This is a genomic window from Acetobacterium sp. (genome assembly GCF_041752335.1).
GTDB lineage: Bacteria > Bacillota > Clostridia > Eubacteriales > Eubacteriaceae > Acetobacterium.
On the sequence record NZ_JBGSHG010000080.1, the window covers coordinates 12,244 to 29,946 of the forward strand.

A 17,703-nucleotide genomic window follows, 5' to 3' on the forward strand; every position below is an offset into this window, starting at 1 on the left:
AAGTTTTTTAGTACTTTGAAATCCTGGTTCCGGAATAAACTGTTAGTATTCAATATGAAAATTGAACCGGTTGGACAATTTATACTAGCAAATTTTGTTTATTAAAACAATAATGATGTCATGAAAACAAAATTTGATGTCATCAAAAATAAATCTAACTGGTTTAATAAGAGTAAAAGATTGTAAGAAAGGCTTTTATACGTTATAATAATTCATTGATAAGTATGTTTTGACCGGAATAAAAGGGGAAAAAATGTTAAAAATAGCGATCTGTGAAGATGAGGAAGTACATAAAAAAATACTGGTTGATTTGATTGGACGATATCCATTTAAAATGGATTATCTTTTAACCACATTTCAGTATGGTTATGAACTCGTTGAAGCAAGTAACAAAGCGATGAAATTTGATATTATTTTTCTTGATATGCGTTTAGATAACGAAGATGGCATTGATATTGCGAATGAAATCAGAAAAACAGATCAGATTGCCCGCATTATTATCACAACATCCTTAATTGAATATGCGGTATTGGGATATTCGGTTAATGCCAGTGATTTCTTATTAAAACCATACCCAGAAGAAAAATTATTTCTGGTTTTAGAAAAACTGGAAAATGACATTAAACACTCAAGATCCAGCTTTCATGAAATCGAAATAAATAATGAAAAAATATTTTTAGAAAGTGATCAGATCTTATATTTTGAGAGTCTCGGCAGAAAAATAAAAGTGGCCACCTTCGAAGCAGAGTATGAATATTACTATACGATTTCAGCTTTAGAAAAGGAGTTGGATTCATTGCGTTTTGTTTTATGTCACCGATCTTATATTATTAATCTTAAAAATGTAAAAAGCATCAAAACAAAAACAGCGGTACTAAAAAATGGTGTGATGATCCCAATCAGCCCCAAACGAAATCAGAAGGTATACGATGCCTTCACCCGGTACATGGCAGGATCGAGGGAATGAAAACTTCGTCAAAACTTCGTAACATTGTCCTTTTAAGTATTCCGATTATTAGTTTAATCGTTGGCTTGAACCTGTATTTCATTGATATTAACGTCGAAGGCAGGCATTTAGTGGGCATCGCTTCTTTAGGTGCCCTGGTGTATATCAATGTGGTTATTTTTGTTATTTTAAGGATACTGGATCATGAATCTAAAAAGATAAATGAATACAAAAATGCCAATATTCAAATGGAACTTCAACAGAAACACTATAAAGAAATGCTTGAGAAAAATTATGAGGTAAGAGGATTATGGCATGATATGAATAACCATGTCATCACCATGCAGTATTTAATCAAGAACCAGGCTAGTGATGAAATAGAAGATTACTTGCTTCAGTTTCATGAGTTACTTCAAAATGCCGTGGATCATAATCGCTCTGGAAATAATGTGGTGGATGCCCTGCTGAATTATAAAATCAAGGTTGCAGCCGATAATCATATTAACTTCGTCCATTATATTGCCATTCCCGAAAACCTTAAAATGAATAGTATTGATCTGTCTATTATTTTGGGAAATATTCTGGACAATGCCATAGAGGGATGCCTGCGGGATTCCCGACGAGCTCAGGATAAAATAATCAAATTTAATATGTACTATAAGCGAGAAAGTCTGCTGATTGACATTGAAAACACCATTGATGAAAAGACCATCCAAAAATCAGGAAACAATATGGTCAGCAGCAAACGAATCGATGAGGATCAAAGAGGTTACGGTATTTCCAATGTCAAACAGGTTTTAAAAAACTATCAAGGCAATATGGTCACGCAAGTCCTTGAGGACCGATTTAAATGTACGATTCTGATTCCGCTGGACTAATAAAACAACAGAAATATATCAAAAATAATTTATTGTAAATTGACAAAAACTGATGAATGCGATATATTAGACAAACATTTAAAGCATTAAGATGAGGTGATTTGTTGAAAGAAAAAGAATTGTGCCGTTTGATACATGTTTCTCAATTATATTATGAGGAAAATAAAACCCAGTCGGAAATCGCCAGAGACTTAAATATATCCCGTCCGGCAGTTAGTTACCTTTTAAATAAGGCCAGAAAAGCCGGAATTGTAAAAATTGACGTTCTTTCTTATCATTGTACGGTCAGAGGGATTCGGCATGAATTGTGCCATCGTTTTAATTTAAAAAGCTGTCGGGTGGTCACGTTGCCGGACGATCTTTATCAGCTCGGTGCAGATGTGCTGCTGGAATTTTTGCCCAAAACAAAGATATTGGGTTTAGGTTGGGGCTATAATACGAACAAAATTATTAACGTCTTTGCCCAGCAAAATCAGATGGGTATCAATGGCGGTATCATCTGTCCGTTAATCGGTGCAACAACGGCACCACAACGGGGTTATGATCCAGATGATCTGGTTAGCGAGCTTTCTCAGAAGACTGGCTATAAAGGAGAATACCTGAATTGCCCGGCCATTCCCTCCACTGTGAAGGAGCAGGTGCAAGTGATGGCGTCCGATGATTATCGACGAATCGAAGATTACTGGAAAAGAACCACAACTGCTTTGATAACCTTGGGAAGCTATCCCTCAGTACCGGATCATGGTTCAGCCATGCGGTTTGGAAAAAAACTGATCGAAGAAAAGGCGGTTGGTTGTCTGCTTTCGTATTTTTTTAATCCCCAGGGTGAATTGATTCAGGGTGAGGATGATTATGCAATTCAAATTCCCTTGGAGTTGTTAGCCCGGATCAGAGATGTGATCGGGTTTGTGCCTCAGGAGGCCAATGTTTCTTCAGTGATCAGTGGTTTAAAAACTGGGTATTTTAAACATCTGGTGATCACTGAAACCCTGGCAAGCGAAATAATCAAACAAATGGATGAGAACAAAAGTGTTTGATATCCAAACTGATAAAAACGCCGGATCATGAAAATGATCCGGCGTTTTTTTGATGGGATAAGGTTATTTTTAAGCGAATTGGTCAACTCAGCAAACTATAAATTCGGCAAGATTAAGTGCAAGGGGATGGTGTTACCAGCTTCCGCCGCCACCGCCGCCACCGCCGCCGCCGGAGAAGCCGCCACCGCCGGAGAAACCGCCGCTGCCGAAACCGCCGGAGCCGGAGTTGGGCGGAACAATAATGTCAGATGCGATACTGTTCATACTGCGCGTTAAACTTGATACGAACAAGATGGAGGTGAAATTATTACCATAGGTGGTGCCATAATACCAACTGGGCTGTTCAATGGCGATGGACTCAAAATTCTTGGCCCATTTATCAGTGACCCCGAGCACATAGGCGTAGGGCAGAATATTGAAAAAATACTGGGGGTTTTCGTTGACTAGAGCTAAAATTCGATCTTTTTCGGCTTTTTCGATAAAATTCTTAAAGCCCAGCACCTGACCCAACCAAAGACGACCAGTTTCCGTTCTTTGGGTTGCCACAATCTGGAAAAAGGCGATGCCATAGGTAGTTAATAGTGCCAACAGAGCCGGAAGCAGTGAATTATATTCAAGGAGAAAATTAACAACGAACACAATCAAGACGGCCACGATCAGGATGACGATTCCCAGAATTATTCGGCCAACTGTTTTTTTTCTGGCCGTACCCTTGCGGTTGCGCAGAGCCGTGGTGATGAAATTGGCACCGAAAACGGTAGGAGCAGCAGCAAAACAGGAAACGATTCCGATAAAAATTAATCCTTCGAAAAAGGAAGTCAGCATGCCGATTTTGTAAGCGCCATTGATGACATAAGCCAGCAGCGGCAGGGCCATGAAAATACTGATAATTACCAGACCGATCTTTGAAGCCGGGGTAAATATCCGGTTTTCAGGAATATCGAAATAGCCTTTAATCTGTTCCTTGGTTGCCACAATAGTGTCGTAAAAACTGGCCGGAACACTGACGGTTGAAAAACTGTCTTTTTGATCAAAAATATTATTGAATAGGGTATGTTCAAAATCTTCGGCTGAATCCGGCAGGTTTTTTACCTTGTGAAAGATGAACTTTTTCTTATCCACCTGTTCAATGGTCATATAGCCCTTATCGGCCCAATACATCAGCAGGGACATGACCTCAGCTTTATCAAGAGCACCATCAACAATAAAACCGATCTGGGAGGGGGTAAAATTCTGGGGTGGATAAAACTCCACTGTTTCCACCGGTTTTTTATCCCGTCCGGTGAAAAGCCAGATTAAGGCGCCGCCAAGCAGGGACAGACCAAAAATAATATACATAAATGGTAAAAACTCGTCACCAGTGAAGGCGCCGACAAAATAACCATCCGGCAGATTGATTTTAAGGGTAACGCCCTGATAATTGGAAAGGGGTTCTTTCAGAGTTCCCTCAATCGTGTTTCCGGTGACCGTAAAATCAATGGCGTCGGTAATGGTACTGCCGTAGCCGCCCGAGATGAATTCGACCTGGGTCGGGTCAAAAGGTTTGGGCATCACAATTTTAAAACGAGCATTTTCAATGCTAGTATCCCAATTCTGCGGAATAATGTTAAAGTAGACATCATCCATGCTGTCAATCTTGTCATCGCCCGGATTCCAGACATATGAAATCGGGTAGGTTTGGGTTCCGCTGACATATACATCGGCATCCCCGATTTGGATAACCACATTACCGCTTTCGGTGGAGGTTTCAAAATTAAAATTGTCGACATGCACATGGGTCAGCCGGGCATTGTAGGATGTTTCCACTGGCTGTCCGCCAATTTCCCGGTAAAAACTGCCGCTATAGGGGATAAAACGATAGATTCCGTGGCGGGGTTCAGAAAAGGTGACGGTGATGTTTTCCTGAACCTCATAGGCGTGGTCTTCCTGAACATTCATGGTGACATCATATTGGTTGATATCAAAATATTCCTGGGCGAAGGTGCTTCCGGGAAATACAATTCCTAAAAGAAGCAGGCCTAGAAGGATAAGTAGTATCGGGGTGCTTTGCTTTTTCACATGGTTTACCTCCCAAAAGTTTGTAAAGACGGCACTGTAAGAGCACCGTCAGTGTTGTTTGTCATTAATGAAATTTTGAATGAATTAGAGTTGACTAGTTAAATTTAACCTGAACGTTTTCCCGCTCTGCAGCAGAGCCAACCTCAAAGAAGGGTTGTTTTTTGAATCCGAACATATTGGCAATCAGATTGCTGGGGAAGGATTCAACCTTGGTATTCATGGTGCGGACAACCGCATTGTAGTATTTACGGGAATTGGCAATTTCATCTTCCAACATTTTTAGCTGTTGCTGCAAGTCCAGAAAATTTGTATTGGCCTGGAGTTGGGGATAGGCTTCAGCTACCGCAAAAAGACTCTTCAAGGTGCCTGATAAAGCATTTTCATTGGCAATCTTTTCGTCAATGCTGGTTGAATTCATGGCCGCTGTCCGGGCCGCTGTTACCTTGGTAAAGGTTTCGGATTCATGGGTGGCATACCCTTTTACCGTTTCAACTAGGTTGGGAATCAGATCGTATCTTTTTTTAAGATAAACATCCATGGTAGAAAAAGCTTCTTCGACCTGATTTTTGATACTGACAAAGCTATTTCGAGATAAAACAAGCCACAAACCGACGATCACAATGAGACCGAGAATAATTGGAATAGCAATCATTTTTTATAATCCTCCTTAAACAATTTTATTGCTGATATTATATCACGTCCCTATACTTGCCACAATAAAATTAAGGGATACTTTTAAATGTGAGACATTTAGTAAAAAATTATCGGTGTTAAACGATTTAATCCAGCTAAGAGTAATATTTTGTCTTGTTGGACTTTCGTTTCTATATTATAATTAATACAAACAAGTAGTTGTCAGCGAAGCATAGAGAAATTGCAAAAGGAGAAATAATGAAATATTCACATATACTATTTGATCTGGACGGAACCCTTATTGATTCGAGAGAAACGATACGTTGTTCTTTTGAATATGCCCTGGAAAAAATGAATGTTCCCGATCCGAAAGTTCGGGACATTAATTCTTTAATTGGTCCCCCGATGCTTAAAACGCTTCAAGAAGTTTATGGTTTTTCCCTGGATGAAGCGAGAAAGGGCTACGAATTTTATCTGGAAGAGTATGTTGGTAATGGCCAGATGTATCAGGCTCAGCTTTATGAGGGTGTTAAAGAAACCGTTCATACTCTCTTTACAAGCGGCTGCTTTTTAGGCGTGGCCACAACAAAAAATGAAAACAATGCCCGAAAAATAATTGACAAGCTGAAGCTTGATATCCATATTGATCGAGTTTATGGTACCTTTAACGACGGGACCCGTAGCAATAAAAAAGAAATCATCACCAATTTATTGGAAGATAATGATGTCCTGGATTTAGCTGATGTATTAATGGTCGGAGATCGTCACTATGATATTATCGGGGCTAAAGAAGTGGGAATTGACTCGGTGGGGGTAACCTACGGTTGTGGCAGCGAAGATGAATTGCGACAAGCCGGTGCCACCCATCTGATTGCCAGTATTAACGAATTGCTGGAGATTATAAAATAGGAGGAAATCATGGAATCAAAAAACATTAATTTGGAACGAACGGCTTTAATTAAAGGTGATTTAAAATTCACCAATTTTGGTCAGCTGATCAAATCCACGCTGTTCAGAATATTGGTTAAAACTTTTATTAATGAACTGACTGTAAAAAAATCTTATCTGTTAAAAACATTGGAGCCTTTTGAAAATAATAAAGGTGAGTTCAACGAAACGGCCTTTATCGATTTTGTTTATTTGCTGAATATTAATTCCCTGGATGAAATCATCCAATCCGGATATTTTGATATTCAATTCACCTATGAAGAATATTCTCAGCTATTTTTGGGATTTCTGGAAGGGTTTTATAACTACTGGCGAAGCATTCAGCGATTTATGATTAAAACCGATGAGTATAGTTCGGATGAAAAAACGAAGCGATCAAAGGCTCATTCTCTGGCATCCAACAATGATGCCTTCAAAAAAATGGTACTGGACCTTTATCGTAATATTCATTTTAATGTTACCGGAAAAAGCGTCAGCATTTACCGGCAGCTGCCCAGTGGGGCCCAGGTGGCCTTTTTAACGGACAAATTTGAATTTGACCGCGGGGTCAAAAGTAAAAACGATTCACTGTACCAGGTCCCCTATGTCTGGGAGGCAATTTTTGAGCCACCGGTTATTTTCTATACCCAGTCCAGCAAACGGGATGGAGTCTTTCCGGTAAAGGACAAGCGGATTTTACAGAAATTCTATCTGGATTGCGACGAATGGTTTGCCATTCCCATGAAAGTTGGACGGTTGCTTACCATCGTCTATGTTCATAAAGAATATCTGGCTCTGGGTGCCGGTTTATTTAACCTTTATGAAATGGCCACACCCGAAGAATTCACCAAAGAAAAACCGGATGCCGTAGTGTTCTTTGGATTGGATGAGGTGCTTTTTGAAGAGGATGAAAAACTGGGATACGTCACCAAAGAAGACGAGGTGTATTATGGTCTGATTCCAGACAACCCTCAGATTGACTATTTTGGTTATATGAAGAAGATGATGTTGACCCTTCATAATATTATTCAGATCGAAAAGAAGGCCATGCCGGTTCATGGTGCTTTTGCCAAAATCAGGGTGAGCGGCCGGAAATCGGCAAACGTTATGTTGATTGGTGACAGCGGTGCAGGAAAATCAGAAACCCTGGAGGCCATCAATAAACTTCCCAAAGAGCTGGCTTGTGATTTTGATATTCTCATCGACGATATGGGGTCCCTCCACTTTAATAAAGAAGGGGAGCTAATGGCGGTGGGAACTGAAATCGGCGCCTTTGTCCGGTTGGATGATCTGCAGCCGGGATATGCTTACAGCACCATGGACCGTAGTATTTTTATGAACCCGAACATTGTCAATGCCCGGGTTATTGTGCCGCAGATGTCCTACGAAGAGATTTCAAAATCGACCCGAGTTGATTTTGTCTTCTATATTAATAATTATGAAGAAATTAGCGAGTCGGCTCCACCGATTGAACTATTCGATGATTTGGATGAGGCTTATGCGGTCTTTTCCGAAGGCAAGCGAATGGCCAAGGGTACCACCGGTGAAGTGGGAATCACAACCACCTATTTTGCAAATCCCTTTGGAGCCGTTCAGTTAAAAGAAGAACATGAAAAGATTGCCAAAAAAACTTTTAAAAAGATGCGGGAAACCGGAGTTCAGATTGGAATGATCCGGACCCAGCTGGGCATTCCCGGGTTTGAACAAAATGGACCTTTTCTGGCCGCCCAGGCGCTAATTCAATTTATCGACGAATTAAATAAATCAGAATGATTAAAAATGTTTGATTTCTCAAAAACCTGGTATATAATAAGAGTAAGTTTATAATCATTATAAAGGAGGAAAAAATGGGTAAATTACAAGGAACGCAGACGTTAGTTAATCTAATGACATCTTTTGTGGGCGAATGTCAGGCAAGAATGCGGTATACATATTTTGCATCTATCGCCAAAAAAGAGGGTTATGTTCAAATCAGCGAAATTTTCACTGAAACAGCCGGCAATGAAAAAGAACATGGTGAATTGTTCTACAAGCACATTGCTGCCAATGAATACACAGCCGGCAATGCAGTTGAGATTCCAGTGAGTGCTACTTTCCCAGTAGCCCTTGGGGATACCAAAAACAATTTATTGCATGCAGCTTCCGGAGAAAATGAAGAATGGAATGAGCTTTATCCCAAATTTGCCGAAATCGCAAAAAAGGAAGGCTTTGATGAAATTGCTGAGACCTGGCTGGAAGTATGTAATGCTGAAAGAGCTCACGAAACCCGCTATCTGAAATTGGCGGCCAATATTGAATTGGGCCGAACCTTTAAAAGGTTCAGTGATGTAAAATGGAAATGCGGTAATTGTGGCTATATACACGAAGGTTCTGAAGCCCCTGATTTATGCCCGGCTTGTAAACACGCTAAGGCTTATTTTGAACTTTTTGTCGAGACCTACTAAAAAATTATATAAGAAAACAAAAAGAAACGGTTTTGACGCCGTTTCTTTTTGTTTCTTTATTTAATTTTCAATACCCAACTATTTTTCAAAAGGAAAGTGGTACTGATCCAAACCCAGCTCCGCCTTGATGTCGAGGATATCTTTGATCAGCGCATCGTTGACCGGGGTACCCTTGTCTTTTCGATCCAGCCAGGCATCGTATTCTTTTTCGCCGGCGGTGTAGATCCGTTCCTGACCCGGCATTTTTTCTGAGGCGCGCAGGTCTCTTAAAATATCGCCGGTGATTTTTTTAAAGGATTCGGGTTCGGTAAAGTTTTCAATGTTGATGGCGATAAAGAAATGACCCAGGTGGTAGGGCTGCGCCTTACCATTGGCGTCAAAGCCGAGCAAGCCTTTTAGAAAAGAACCGCTTTGCAGGGCTGCTGATAAAATTTCCACAAAGGTGGCATAACCATAACCCTTATAACCGCCGGTGTCCTCACCGATGCCGCCAAGAGGTGTCAGCGCTGCTTCGCCTTTAACTAAATCGATGAGGATCTGTTTGGTATCGGTACGGCTGTTACCCTGGCGGTCGATGACCCAGCCATCGGGCAGATCCTTGTTTTCGCGGTCATAGACTTCTATTTTGCCCCGTTGCGAAACGGAAGTAGCACAGTCCAGCACAAAGGGGAAGGGCTCATCGCTGGGTACCCCAACGGTGATCGGGTTGGTGCCGAGCATGTTTTCGACCCCAAAGGTCGGGGCAATGGAAGGACGGGCGTTGGTACCAGTCATTCCGATCATGTTGTTTTCGATGGCCATCAGCGGATAGTAGCCGGCAAAACCATAGTGGGTGGAATTACGGACCACGGTCATTCCCATGCCATAGATCTTAGCTTTGTCAATGGCCATTTGCATGGCTTTTTTGCCAATGACATGCCCCATGCCATCGTGACCGTCGATGACGGCAGTGGTGAAGGTGTCTTTAACCACTTCAAATTCTGTCACCGGATTTTGGATGCCTTGTTTGATCCGGTCATAGTAGATGGGTTTTAAACGGCCGATACCGTGGGAATCAATCCCCCGTTTGTCTGAGGTAATCAGGATGTCGGCACAGATTTTGGCGTCTTCTTCGGGCACTCCAATGCCTTTTAAGGCGTCGGTCATGAATGCTTCCAGAATGTCAAAGGGGATCCGGTAGGTGGTTTCGTCTTTCATCAATAATTCTCCTTGTCTAATTCTCTTTATATTTATTGGTTGATAACAATTTTATTAACATAAGATGAGGTGGCAGCGTGGAGGGCCCCCACATAATCGCAACGGAGGCTGATGATGTCGCCAACCGCATAGGTGGCCTCGGCGTCGGTGACGTCGATGATCAGATGGTCGGAGCTGGAGCCGACGATGGTCAGTCCGGGAAGCAACGGGAAGATGTGGTCGGTGTCGGTGTCCTGGCGACCCAGCCCGCAGATGGCTCGTTGTCTGATCCCCTGATCCTCAAAGTTGGGGATTTCGCCAAAAGCGTTGCGACCGATTTCGCCCACCGGGTAGGTCGGTTTTTCCTGTAGCTCAAGGATTTCCACATCCAGAATAAAGGCGTCCTGATGGAGGTAATCATAGCAGTGATAATAGGCCGACTCCCGGCCAAAAAGGATCACATCCCCCAGTCTGAGGTTGTTAATTTCAGTGGGCAGGGTTTCATTATCGACCAGATAATAGGCGCTGGAATTACCACCGGAGACAATCTCACAGGGGATGTGATATTTTTCTTCGAGTATGGCTTTGACCTTAAAAAAGGCACCAAAGGTCCGGGGGGTGGGGATGGTGGCACCGACGCAGGTGGCGTTGGTGGCGATGCCCCGGAGACGGATGTTTGCTAAGGAACTAATTTCCTCAAGATCCTGATCCAGTTTTGCGAAAGAGGCTGAAATCAATGATTCAATTTCAGCTTTCGCCGGATTTCCGTCGCCGACAAAAAGACCTTCACGAAGATCGCCAAGGTCAAACATATAGAGGATGCCATGGGTTTTGCCCTGGACTTTGGCAGCCTGGTTTAACAGCCGGATGGTTTTCATTTCGCTGTTTAGTGATAAGGTGGCATAGGATACGGTATGATTAACCTCGCTGGGCATGGGAACCCGGATCAACCATTTTTCACAGGCCAGTGGGGCTAGATTTTTGAGATTTCTAATTCGGGAATCGCCAATCGAGGTGGCACCCCCATCCAGGAAAGCCTGGGCAATTTCCAGGTTGCCGCCGGTACATTTGGTGACTGCGGTGACCTTGACCCCCAGTTTATCTGTCCGTAATGTGATGGCTTTGGTATTGTCTAATATTTTTTTCTTATTAATTTTTAGTAAGGGATACATAAATGCTCCTTTGCAGTTTTCTGTGGTACAGTATACCATAAGCGAAAAAAAAGCACAAATCATTGACAGCGCTTCCCCCCTTATTTATAATGAGGAATGAAGATCATTAGGAGACAGGAAAAAGTTCGTCCCTTATAGGGAGCGGATTTTTTTTTCGCAGCAGAAAACTCGCTGCGAACCAGCAAAATGGATAAAATCTGTTAGAAGGTTGTTTTGATATAAAGAAAAGATACCAACGAACAAATGGAGGAAATATGTCAACATATGAGCATAAAAAAATAGAAGCACACTGGCAGCAGTATTGGGAAGAAAATGAAACCTTCCGGATGGAAGAAAACTCAAGCAAAGAAAAATTTTACGGGTTGGTTGAATTTCCTTATCCATCTGGCGTGGGCCTCCACGTCGGTCATGTTCGTGCCTATACATCCCTGGAAGTGATTGCCCGAAAACGACGGATGGAAGGCTTTAACGTCCTCTTTCCGATAGGCTGGGATGCCTTTGGTTTACCTACTGAAAACTACGCCATTCAAACCGGTCGTCATCCCCGGGAAGTAACCGATGAAAACATTGCGGTTTTTACCAATCAGCTGAAACGGATTGGTTATGCCTTTGACTGGGATAAAGAGATCGACACCACGGATCCCAAATACTATAAATGGACCCAATGGATCTTTTTACAGTTATTTAAGCATGGACTCGCTTTTAGAGACCGAACCTATGTCAATTTTTGCAACGGCTGTAAGGTGGTGTTGTCCAACGAAGATTTTCGGGACGGCAAGTGTGACCGCTGCGGCAGCGAAGTGGTGCAAATGGAAAAAGACGTCTGGTTTCTGAAAATCAAAAACTATGCCGAAGAACTGCTTAAAGGTTTGGATGACGTCGATTATCTGCCCCGGATCCGTCTGGAACAGGAAAATTGGATTGGCAAATCGGTGGGCGCTGAAGTCGACTTTACGATCGCCGGTTACGACAAGGCGCTGCGGGTCTTTACGACCCGACCAGACACCCTTTTTGGGGCAACCTTTATGGTTATTGCGCCCGAACATCCGCTGATTAAGGACTTGTCGGAAGCCATTACCAATCTGGCTGAACTGGTGGATTATCAGGAACAGGCCAAACGCAAAACCGAATTTGAACGGGTGCAACTGGCCAAGGATAAAACCGGGGTACGGATCTTAGGCATTCAGGCCATTAATCCGGTGAACAATACCGAAATCCCCATCTTCATCGCCGACTACGTCATGATGGGATATGGCACCGGGGCGATTATGGCGGTTCCCGGACATGATACAAGAGACTGGGATTTCGCGAAAAAATTTGATCTGCCGATCATTGAAGTCATCAAAGGTGGAGATGTCACCGAAGCGGCTTATACCAATACCGATTCTGGTGAAATGGTTAACTCCGGTTTTTTAAACGGTATGGAAGTCAAGGATGCCATCCAGAAAACCATTGACTTCCTGGAAAAAGAAAAACTGGGCAAACGCACCATTAATTATAAAATGAAGGACTGGGCCTTTAATCGTCAGCGCTATTGGGGCGAACCGATTCCGATTGTTCACTGTCCAAAATGCGGGATGGTACCAGTACCCGAAGATCAGCTGCCGCTGGAATTGCCAATGGTGGAAAGCTACACTCCTACCGATACCGGGAAATCCCCGCTATCGAACATCCCGGAATGGTATGAAACCAGCTGTCCAGTCTGCGGCGGTGCCGCAGAACGGGAAACCGATACGATGCCCCAGTGGGCCGGTTCCAGCTGGTATTTCTTGCGCTATTTTGATAACAAGAACGATGAAGCCTTTGCCTCGCCGGAAAAATTGAAATACTGGATGCCAGTGGACTGGTACAACGGCGGGATGGAACACGTTACCCGGCATCTGCTCTATTCCCGGTTTTGGCATCAATTCCTGTTTGATATCGGCTGTGTGCCAGTGCGGGAACCCTATGCCAAACGAACGGCCCAGGGTCTCATTCTTGGAAATGACGGCGAAAAAATGTCGAAATCCAAGGGCAATGTGGTCAACCCCAACGTCATCATTGAAGAGTTTGGAGCCGATACCCTGAGAACCTATATTATGTTTATCGGAGATTATGAAAAATCTGCGCCTTGGTCGGATAACGGCGCCAAAGGCTGCCGACGGTTCCTCGATCGGGTCTGGAAACTTCAGGATATGGTCAGTGATGAAGCTGGCTATGGCAAAGCCCTGGAATCAGCAATTCATAAAACCATTAAAAAGGTCAACGATGATTTTGAAGAAATGAAATATAACACCGCGATTGCGGCGCTGATGACCTTATTAAATGAATTCAACCGAGAAGGTTCAATAACCAGAGAGGCCTTTAAAACATTTTTGAAATTGCTTTATCCGGTGGCGCCCCATATCAGTTCCGAAATCTGGCAGAATTTGGAAATGGGCGGAACCTTGGATGATGCGGCCTGGCCCCAATATGACGAAACCAAAACTGTGGATGATGTCATCGAAATGGCCGTACAGATCAACGGCAAGGTCCGGGGAACGATTACCATTCCGGTTGCCGCCGATATGGACGAAGCCAAGGCGATTGCTTTGGCCCAGGAGAACATCGTGGCCTATACCCAGGGTAAAACCATTGTCAAAGAGATTTACGTCCCCGGCAAGATTTTTAACATCGTGGTAAAATAACAGCAATGAAAGTTATTCACCTCTATACCGATGGTGGTTGCCGTGGCAATGGCCAGGAAGGCGAAAATCTGGGCGCCATTGGCGGCGTACTGATTTATCCCGAGAAAAACGTGACCAAAGAGTATCGCCGGGCCTATCAAAATACCACCAACAACCAGATGGAGTTGTTGGCGGTGATTGAAGGCTTAAAGCTGCTAAAGGAGCCCTGCGAAGTGCATATTTATAGTGATTCGGCTTATGTTGTCAACGCCTATCTACAGAATTGGATTGGTGGATGGAAGGCGAAGAACTGGACCCGGGGAAAAGCCGGGGCTTTAAAAAATAAAGAAATCTGGATGGAACTGGATCAGTTAGTCAACAGCCACAAGGTGACCTTTCACAAGGTTAAGGGTCATGCCGATAATCCCTATAATAATCATGCCGATTTACTGGTAAACAAGGCCATGGATGAGTACCAACCGGCAGAATAGCTCGAAGCAAAAGAAATAACAAAGGACAAAAAAGACTTAAACCAAAATCCGGTTTAAGTCTTTTTTTAAGTGATAACATGTCAGAGTTAAGATTAAAATGCCATTAACAGGCCTTTATCATTGGAATAGTAAGTCGTTAAGCCGTGCATCGGAAAAATATAAATCTCTTTTAGATCAAACCGTTTCTCCAGCAGATCTTTGAGGATTTCGGCCTGGCTTAAGTTGTTGCAATGGGTTATGACCACCGGAAACTGAGGTTGGGTTTTGATCTTTTCTTCCACCATATTGGCAAGACTGGACAAAGCCTTTTTAATACCACGGGCTTTGGTTACCAGCTGGATTTCACCCTTGTCATCGGATCTGAAAATCGGCATAATTGAGAGTACCGAAGCCACAGCGCCGGCCACCCGGTTCATTCGTCCGCTTTTAACCAGGTTGGATAAATCCTGAAGTAAAAAGCGCAGGTTCAAGGACTCAAGGTAGAGCGCCAGCTTTTCACTGATGGTGTCAAAATCAAGCTCCCCGGCTTTGATGAGATCGCGGAGCTTCATCACCATCAAAATCATCACTGGCGAGGTTGAATGGGTATCAAAGAGGCTTATTTTCAGGGAATTATCTTCTTCCAGCACCATGTTTTTGGCTACCCGGGCACTGTTATAGGTGCCGCTTAAGCCGGAAGTCATGGTGATCACATAGCTTTCTTTGTTCTTTCGCAGCTCTGCTGCAAAATCCTCAGGGGATGGGCAGGAAGAAGAGGTCGCCGTTTTTTCGGCCTTCATGGCGGCAATCAGTTCCTTGGTATTCAGAGTTTCATCATCTATAAATTCATGATCGCCGACAATAATTTTCAAAGGAACAAGTGAAAAATCAATCCCGTCCTTTTCCAGAAAATCCTTGGGCAAATCACATGAGCTGTCGCTGATTATTCGTGGTTTCACATTAAATTCCTCTTTTCAATCATTTATCTTTTTGAGATTTTCTTTAAACGCTGACCAATTGATCAGCCAACAGCCACCTTCACTTGATATCTTAACAAGTTAATCGTAAACTAAAAGGCTTAAAAAGATCTTTCGCTGTCTTAAATGGATTCTGTCAGGTAAGGAATCGTATCAGGCATATTCAACTGGTTTAACACATCCTGAGTGATTAAACTGGTTGCATGACCATTGTAAATTTTGCCTAGACTGTTTTTTATGGAAAACCGTTTGATTTCGTTTTCCTTGAGTGCATCAATAGCAAGAATAAGCTCGTTAAAATTATTGGCGACGACGGCAGCACCCTGTCGTTTAAACCAATCGGCATTTTCGCCTTCCTGGCCGGGGGTAGGATTGTACAAAATCACCGGAATTTTTTTGGTCACCACTTCGCTCAGGGTAATGCCTCCGGGCTTGGTTACCATTAAATCACCGACGGAATAAAATTCATGAATGTCGGGAACAAAACCAAAAATCCGCGTATTGGGCAAATCTTCCATTTCAAGCTCCTGTTGGAGACTCTGATTTTTGCCACAAATGACAATGGTCTGGAGATTATCCATCTTATCGGTGCGATGACAGATCTCTTTGATGTTTTTAAGAACCCCATAGGTTCCAGCAAAAATAATCAGGATTTTTTTATGAGGATTCAGGTTATATTTACTGATGATGGCATTGCGGTTGCCCCGGGCATAAAAAGCATCGCGGATGGGAATTCCAGTTTTTAAGACTTTTTCCCGGGGAATTCCTTCACATATCAAAGTGTCTTCAACGTTTTCGCAGGCCACATAGTAGCGGTCGGTGTCCTGGTGGATCCATGGTTTGGGGATGCAAAAATCAGTGACCACCGTAAAAAGTTTAATGTGAGGGTAGTTTTCTTCTTTAAGGATGGCTGAAATAGTATAACCGTAGGTATTGATGATACAGTCAGGTTTAAATTCATCGATCATTTTTAACAGCGCTTTACTGGTAAAATGCCAGAGGTTGTACATAAATTTATTATGGGCATATTCTTCGACATCGTAATAAACGCGTTCGTAAAAGCTGCTCCCAATTGAATAGGACAGCAAATAGGATTTTTCAATCATCCGATTGAGAGTCGGATTGGTTTTATCAAACAGATCCTCAACACAGACCAGATGTCCCCGAGCCTCAAAGCTCTCTTTAAGGGTTTGGGCTACCATTTTATGGCCAGACCCGTGAGAACAGGTTAATATTAGTACTCGTTTTGGTTCTAACATGGTAATCCGTCCTTTCCTGAGAATTTTTTTGCAAAAATCTCCAAATAACGTATACCATCAGTTTAGTCAGAAATGATTAGAGTTTGATTAGAAAACTAATCATCGACCTCAATCCCCAAAATGCAGATATCATCGGAGGGGGGCTGATCCTGTTTAAAGTCGGCACAGGCATCAATGATGTGGCTGCCGATCAGGTTGATGGGTGAATCAGCGTTTTGTTTAATCACCGACACAACCCGTTCCATGGAGAATTCTTCCTTATCCGCATTTTTGGCATCGATGAGACCATCTGTAAAGAGCAACAGTTTATCGCCTTGGGAAAAATTGATGCGCATATCAAAATAGTGCATGGTGGTCATAAATTGCTGTAGTCCCAGCATCGGCAGGTTGGGTTTAAGCAGTTCAATTTTATGATTGAATTTCAAAAGAACAGCATCGGGATGACCAGCGTTGGCGAAATACAAAATATCTTCTTTGGGATCCAATATCAGGGCAATGGCAGTAAAAAAGGTATTATCCATCTGCTGACTGATATCGGATTCAATCTGTTTCAGAATCAGGCTGGGAGATTGGTTAATCCGATTGTCTTTCATGGTATAGGAATAACTCAATTTGATCATGCTGGTGATCATCGCCGCATCAATGCCATGGCCAGTGGCATCAGCGATTAGCAGGCTGATTTTTCCGTTATCCAAAAATTGAAAATCATAGAAATCTCCACCAACTTTTCGAAAGGGTCTGAGAAAACTATAAAAATGATAGTGATCTGAAACAAAAGATCCAGCGGAAGGGATGATCTTTTTTTGAAGGTTCTGAGCGAATTCCAATTGTTTATCAAAAAGGCTCACAAGGGATTCATAATTTTCCGAACTGTTCAAACGGTGACCTCCTTTTTAGGTAATTTTATTTATTATAACATATTATTTTTGATATGTTATGGTGATTTCTTTAAAAATGATTGAAATTATTGATACTTACCCTTATAATGAACTTATCAATATGAAATGAGGTGTCTAAAATGATTGAATTTGTATACGGTTCAAAAGGAAGCGGCAAAACAAAAAAAATGATTGACATGGCA

Annotated in this window: 15 protein-coding genes; 8 read left to right on the top strand and 7 right to left on the bottom strand. The window is 42.6% G+C overall.

Features of this window, described 5'->3' with window-relative positions:
- Positions 1 to 253 precede the first annotated feature (253 nt).
- From ACEW8F_RS10340 to ACEW8F_RS10350, 3 genes are all read left to right on the top strand, one after another.
- Entirely contained in the window at positions 254 to 967 is a 714-nt protein-coding gene (locus tag ACEW8F_RS10340) for a LytR/AlgR family response regulator transcription factor (protein ID WP_373483392.1), read from the top strand.
- Positions 964 to 1,824 carry a sensor histidine kinase gene (locus tag ACEW8F_RS10345; RefSeq protein ID WP_373483393.1) on the top strand — a complete coding sequence of 287 codons (861 nt, stop codon included), beginning with the start codon at positions 964 to 966 and terminating at the stop codon, positions 1,822 to 1,824. The genes ACEW8F_RS10340 and ACEW8F_RS10345 overlap by 4 nt, the downstream gene beginning before the upstream one ends.
- Positions 1,825 to 1,928: 104 nt before the next feature.
- Complete coding sequence (locus ACEW8F_RS10350) at positions 1,929 to 2,861, top strand: sugar-binding transcriptional regulator (protein WP_373483394.1); 933 nt, start codon at positions 1,929 to 1,931, stop codon at positions 2,859 to 2,861.
- Between the two features lie 132 nt (positions 2,862 to 2,993).
- Here the strand turns inward: ACEW8F_RS10350 and ACEW8F_RS10355 are convergent, their stop codons facing one another.
- A complete protein-coding gene (locus ACEW8F_RS10355) occupies positions 2,994 to 4,919 on the bottom strand; it encodes a DUF2207 domain-containing protein (RefSeq protein ID WP_373483395.1) in 1,926 nt (641 codons plus the stop codon).
- Positions 4,920 to 5,013: 94 nt separating this feature from the next.
- Positions 5,014 to 5,571, bottom strand: coding sequence for a LemA family protein (locus ACEW8F_RS10360; RefSeq protein WP_373483396.1), 558 nt, complete (start codon positions 5,569 to 5,571; stop codon positions 5,014 to 5,016).
- Positions 5,572 to 5,810: 239 nt separating this feature from the next.
- On the opposite strand from ACEW8F_RS10360, the gene ACEW8F_RS10365 reads away from it, so the two are divergent.
- The 3 genes from ACEW8F_RS10365 (at position 5,811) to rbr (ending at position 8,923) form a co-directional block, all read left to right on the top strand.
- A complete protein-coding gene (locus tag ACEW8F_RS10365; protein WP_373483397.1) occupies positions 5,811 to 6,461 on the top strand; it encodes an HAD hydrolase-like protein in 651 nt (216 codons plus the stop codon).
- A gap of 9 nt (positions 6,462 to 6,470) precedes the next feature.
- Positions 6,471 to 8,252: a hypothetical protein gene (locus ACEW8F_RS10370; protein ID WP_373483398.1), complete on the top strand. Its 1,782-nt coding sequence runs from the start codon at positions 6,471 to 6,473 to the stop codon at positions 8,250 to 8,252.
- Positions 8,253 to 8,326: 74 nt separating this feature from the next.
- The gene (gene rbr, locus ACEW8F_RS10375; protein ID WP_373483399.1) at positions 8,327 to 8,923 is read left to right on the top strand and encodes a rubrerythrin; all 597 of its coding nucleotides are present in this window, start codon (positions 8,327 to 8,329) and stop codon (positions 8,921 to 8,923) included.
- 78 nt (positions 8,924 to 9,001) lie between these two features.
- On the opposite strand, the gene ACEW8F_RS10380 is transcribed toward rbr, so the two are convergent.
- The gene (locus ACEW8F_RS10380) at positions 9,002 to 10,120 is read right to left on the bottom strand and encodes an Ldh family oxidoreductase (protein ID WP_373483400.1); all 1,119 of its coding nucleotides are present in this window, start codon (positions 10,118 to 10,120) and stop codon (positions 9,002 to 9,004) included.
- A 32-nt stretch (positions 10,121 to 10,152) separates the two neighbouring features.
- Positions 10,153 to 11,271: an alanine/ornithine racemase family PLP-dependent enzyme gene (locus ACEW8F_RS10385; protein ID WP_373483401.1), complete on the bottom strand. Its 1,119-nt coding sequence runs from the start codon at positions 11,269 to 11,271 to the stop codon at positions 10,153 to 10,155.
- A gap of 254 nt (positions 11,272 to 11,525) precedes the next feature.
- Here ACEW8F_RS10385 and leuS point away from each other — a divergent pair, with 254 nt between their 5' ends.
- Both leuS and ACEW8F_RS10395 read left to right on the top strand, forming a co-directional pair.
- Positions 11,526 to 13,937 (top strand): leucine--tRNA ligase, encoded by a 2,412-nt coding sequence (leuS, locus tag ACEW8F_RS10390; protein WP_373483402.1) that lies wholly within the window; start codon positions 11,526 to 11,528, stop codon positions 13,935 to 13,937.
- Between the two features lie 5 nt (positions 13,938 to 13,942).
- Positions 13,943 to 14,407 (top strand): ribonuclease H, encoded by a 465-nt coding sequence (locus tag ACEW8F_RS10395; RefSeq protein ID WP_373483403.1) that lies wholly within the window; start codon positions 13,943 to 13,945, stop codon positions 14,405 to 14,407.
- A 92-nt stretch (positions 14,408 to 14,499) separates the two neighbouring features.
- Here the strand turns inward: ACEW8F_RS10395 and ACEW8F_RS10400 are convergent, their stop codons facing one another.
- From ACEW8F_RS10400 to ACEW8F_RS10410, 3 genes are all read right to left on the bottom strand, one after another.
- Entirely contained in the window at positions 14,500 to 15,345 is an 846-nt protein-coding gene (locus ACEW8F_RS10400) for a DegV family protein (protein ID WP_373483404.1), read from the bottom strand.
- Positions 15,346 to 15,485: 140 nt separating this feature from the next.
- On the bottom strand, positions 15,486 to 16,622 hold the full coding sequence (locus ACEW8F_RS10405; RefSeq protein WP_373483405.1) for a glycosyltransferase: 1,137 nt from the start codon (positions 16,620 to 16,622) through the stop codon (positions 15,486 to 15,488).
- Positions 16,623 to 16,717: 95 nt separating this feature from the next.
- Entirely contained in the window at positions 16,718 to 17,500 is a 783-nt protein-coding gene (locus ACEW8F_RS10410) for a PP2C family protein-serine/threonine phosphatase (protein WP_373483406.1), read from the bottom strand.
- Positions 17,501 to 17,703 lie beyond the last annotated feature (203 nt).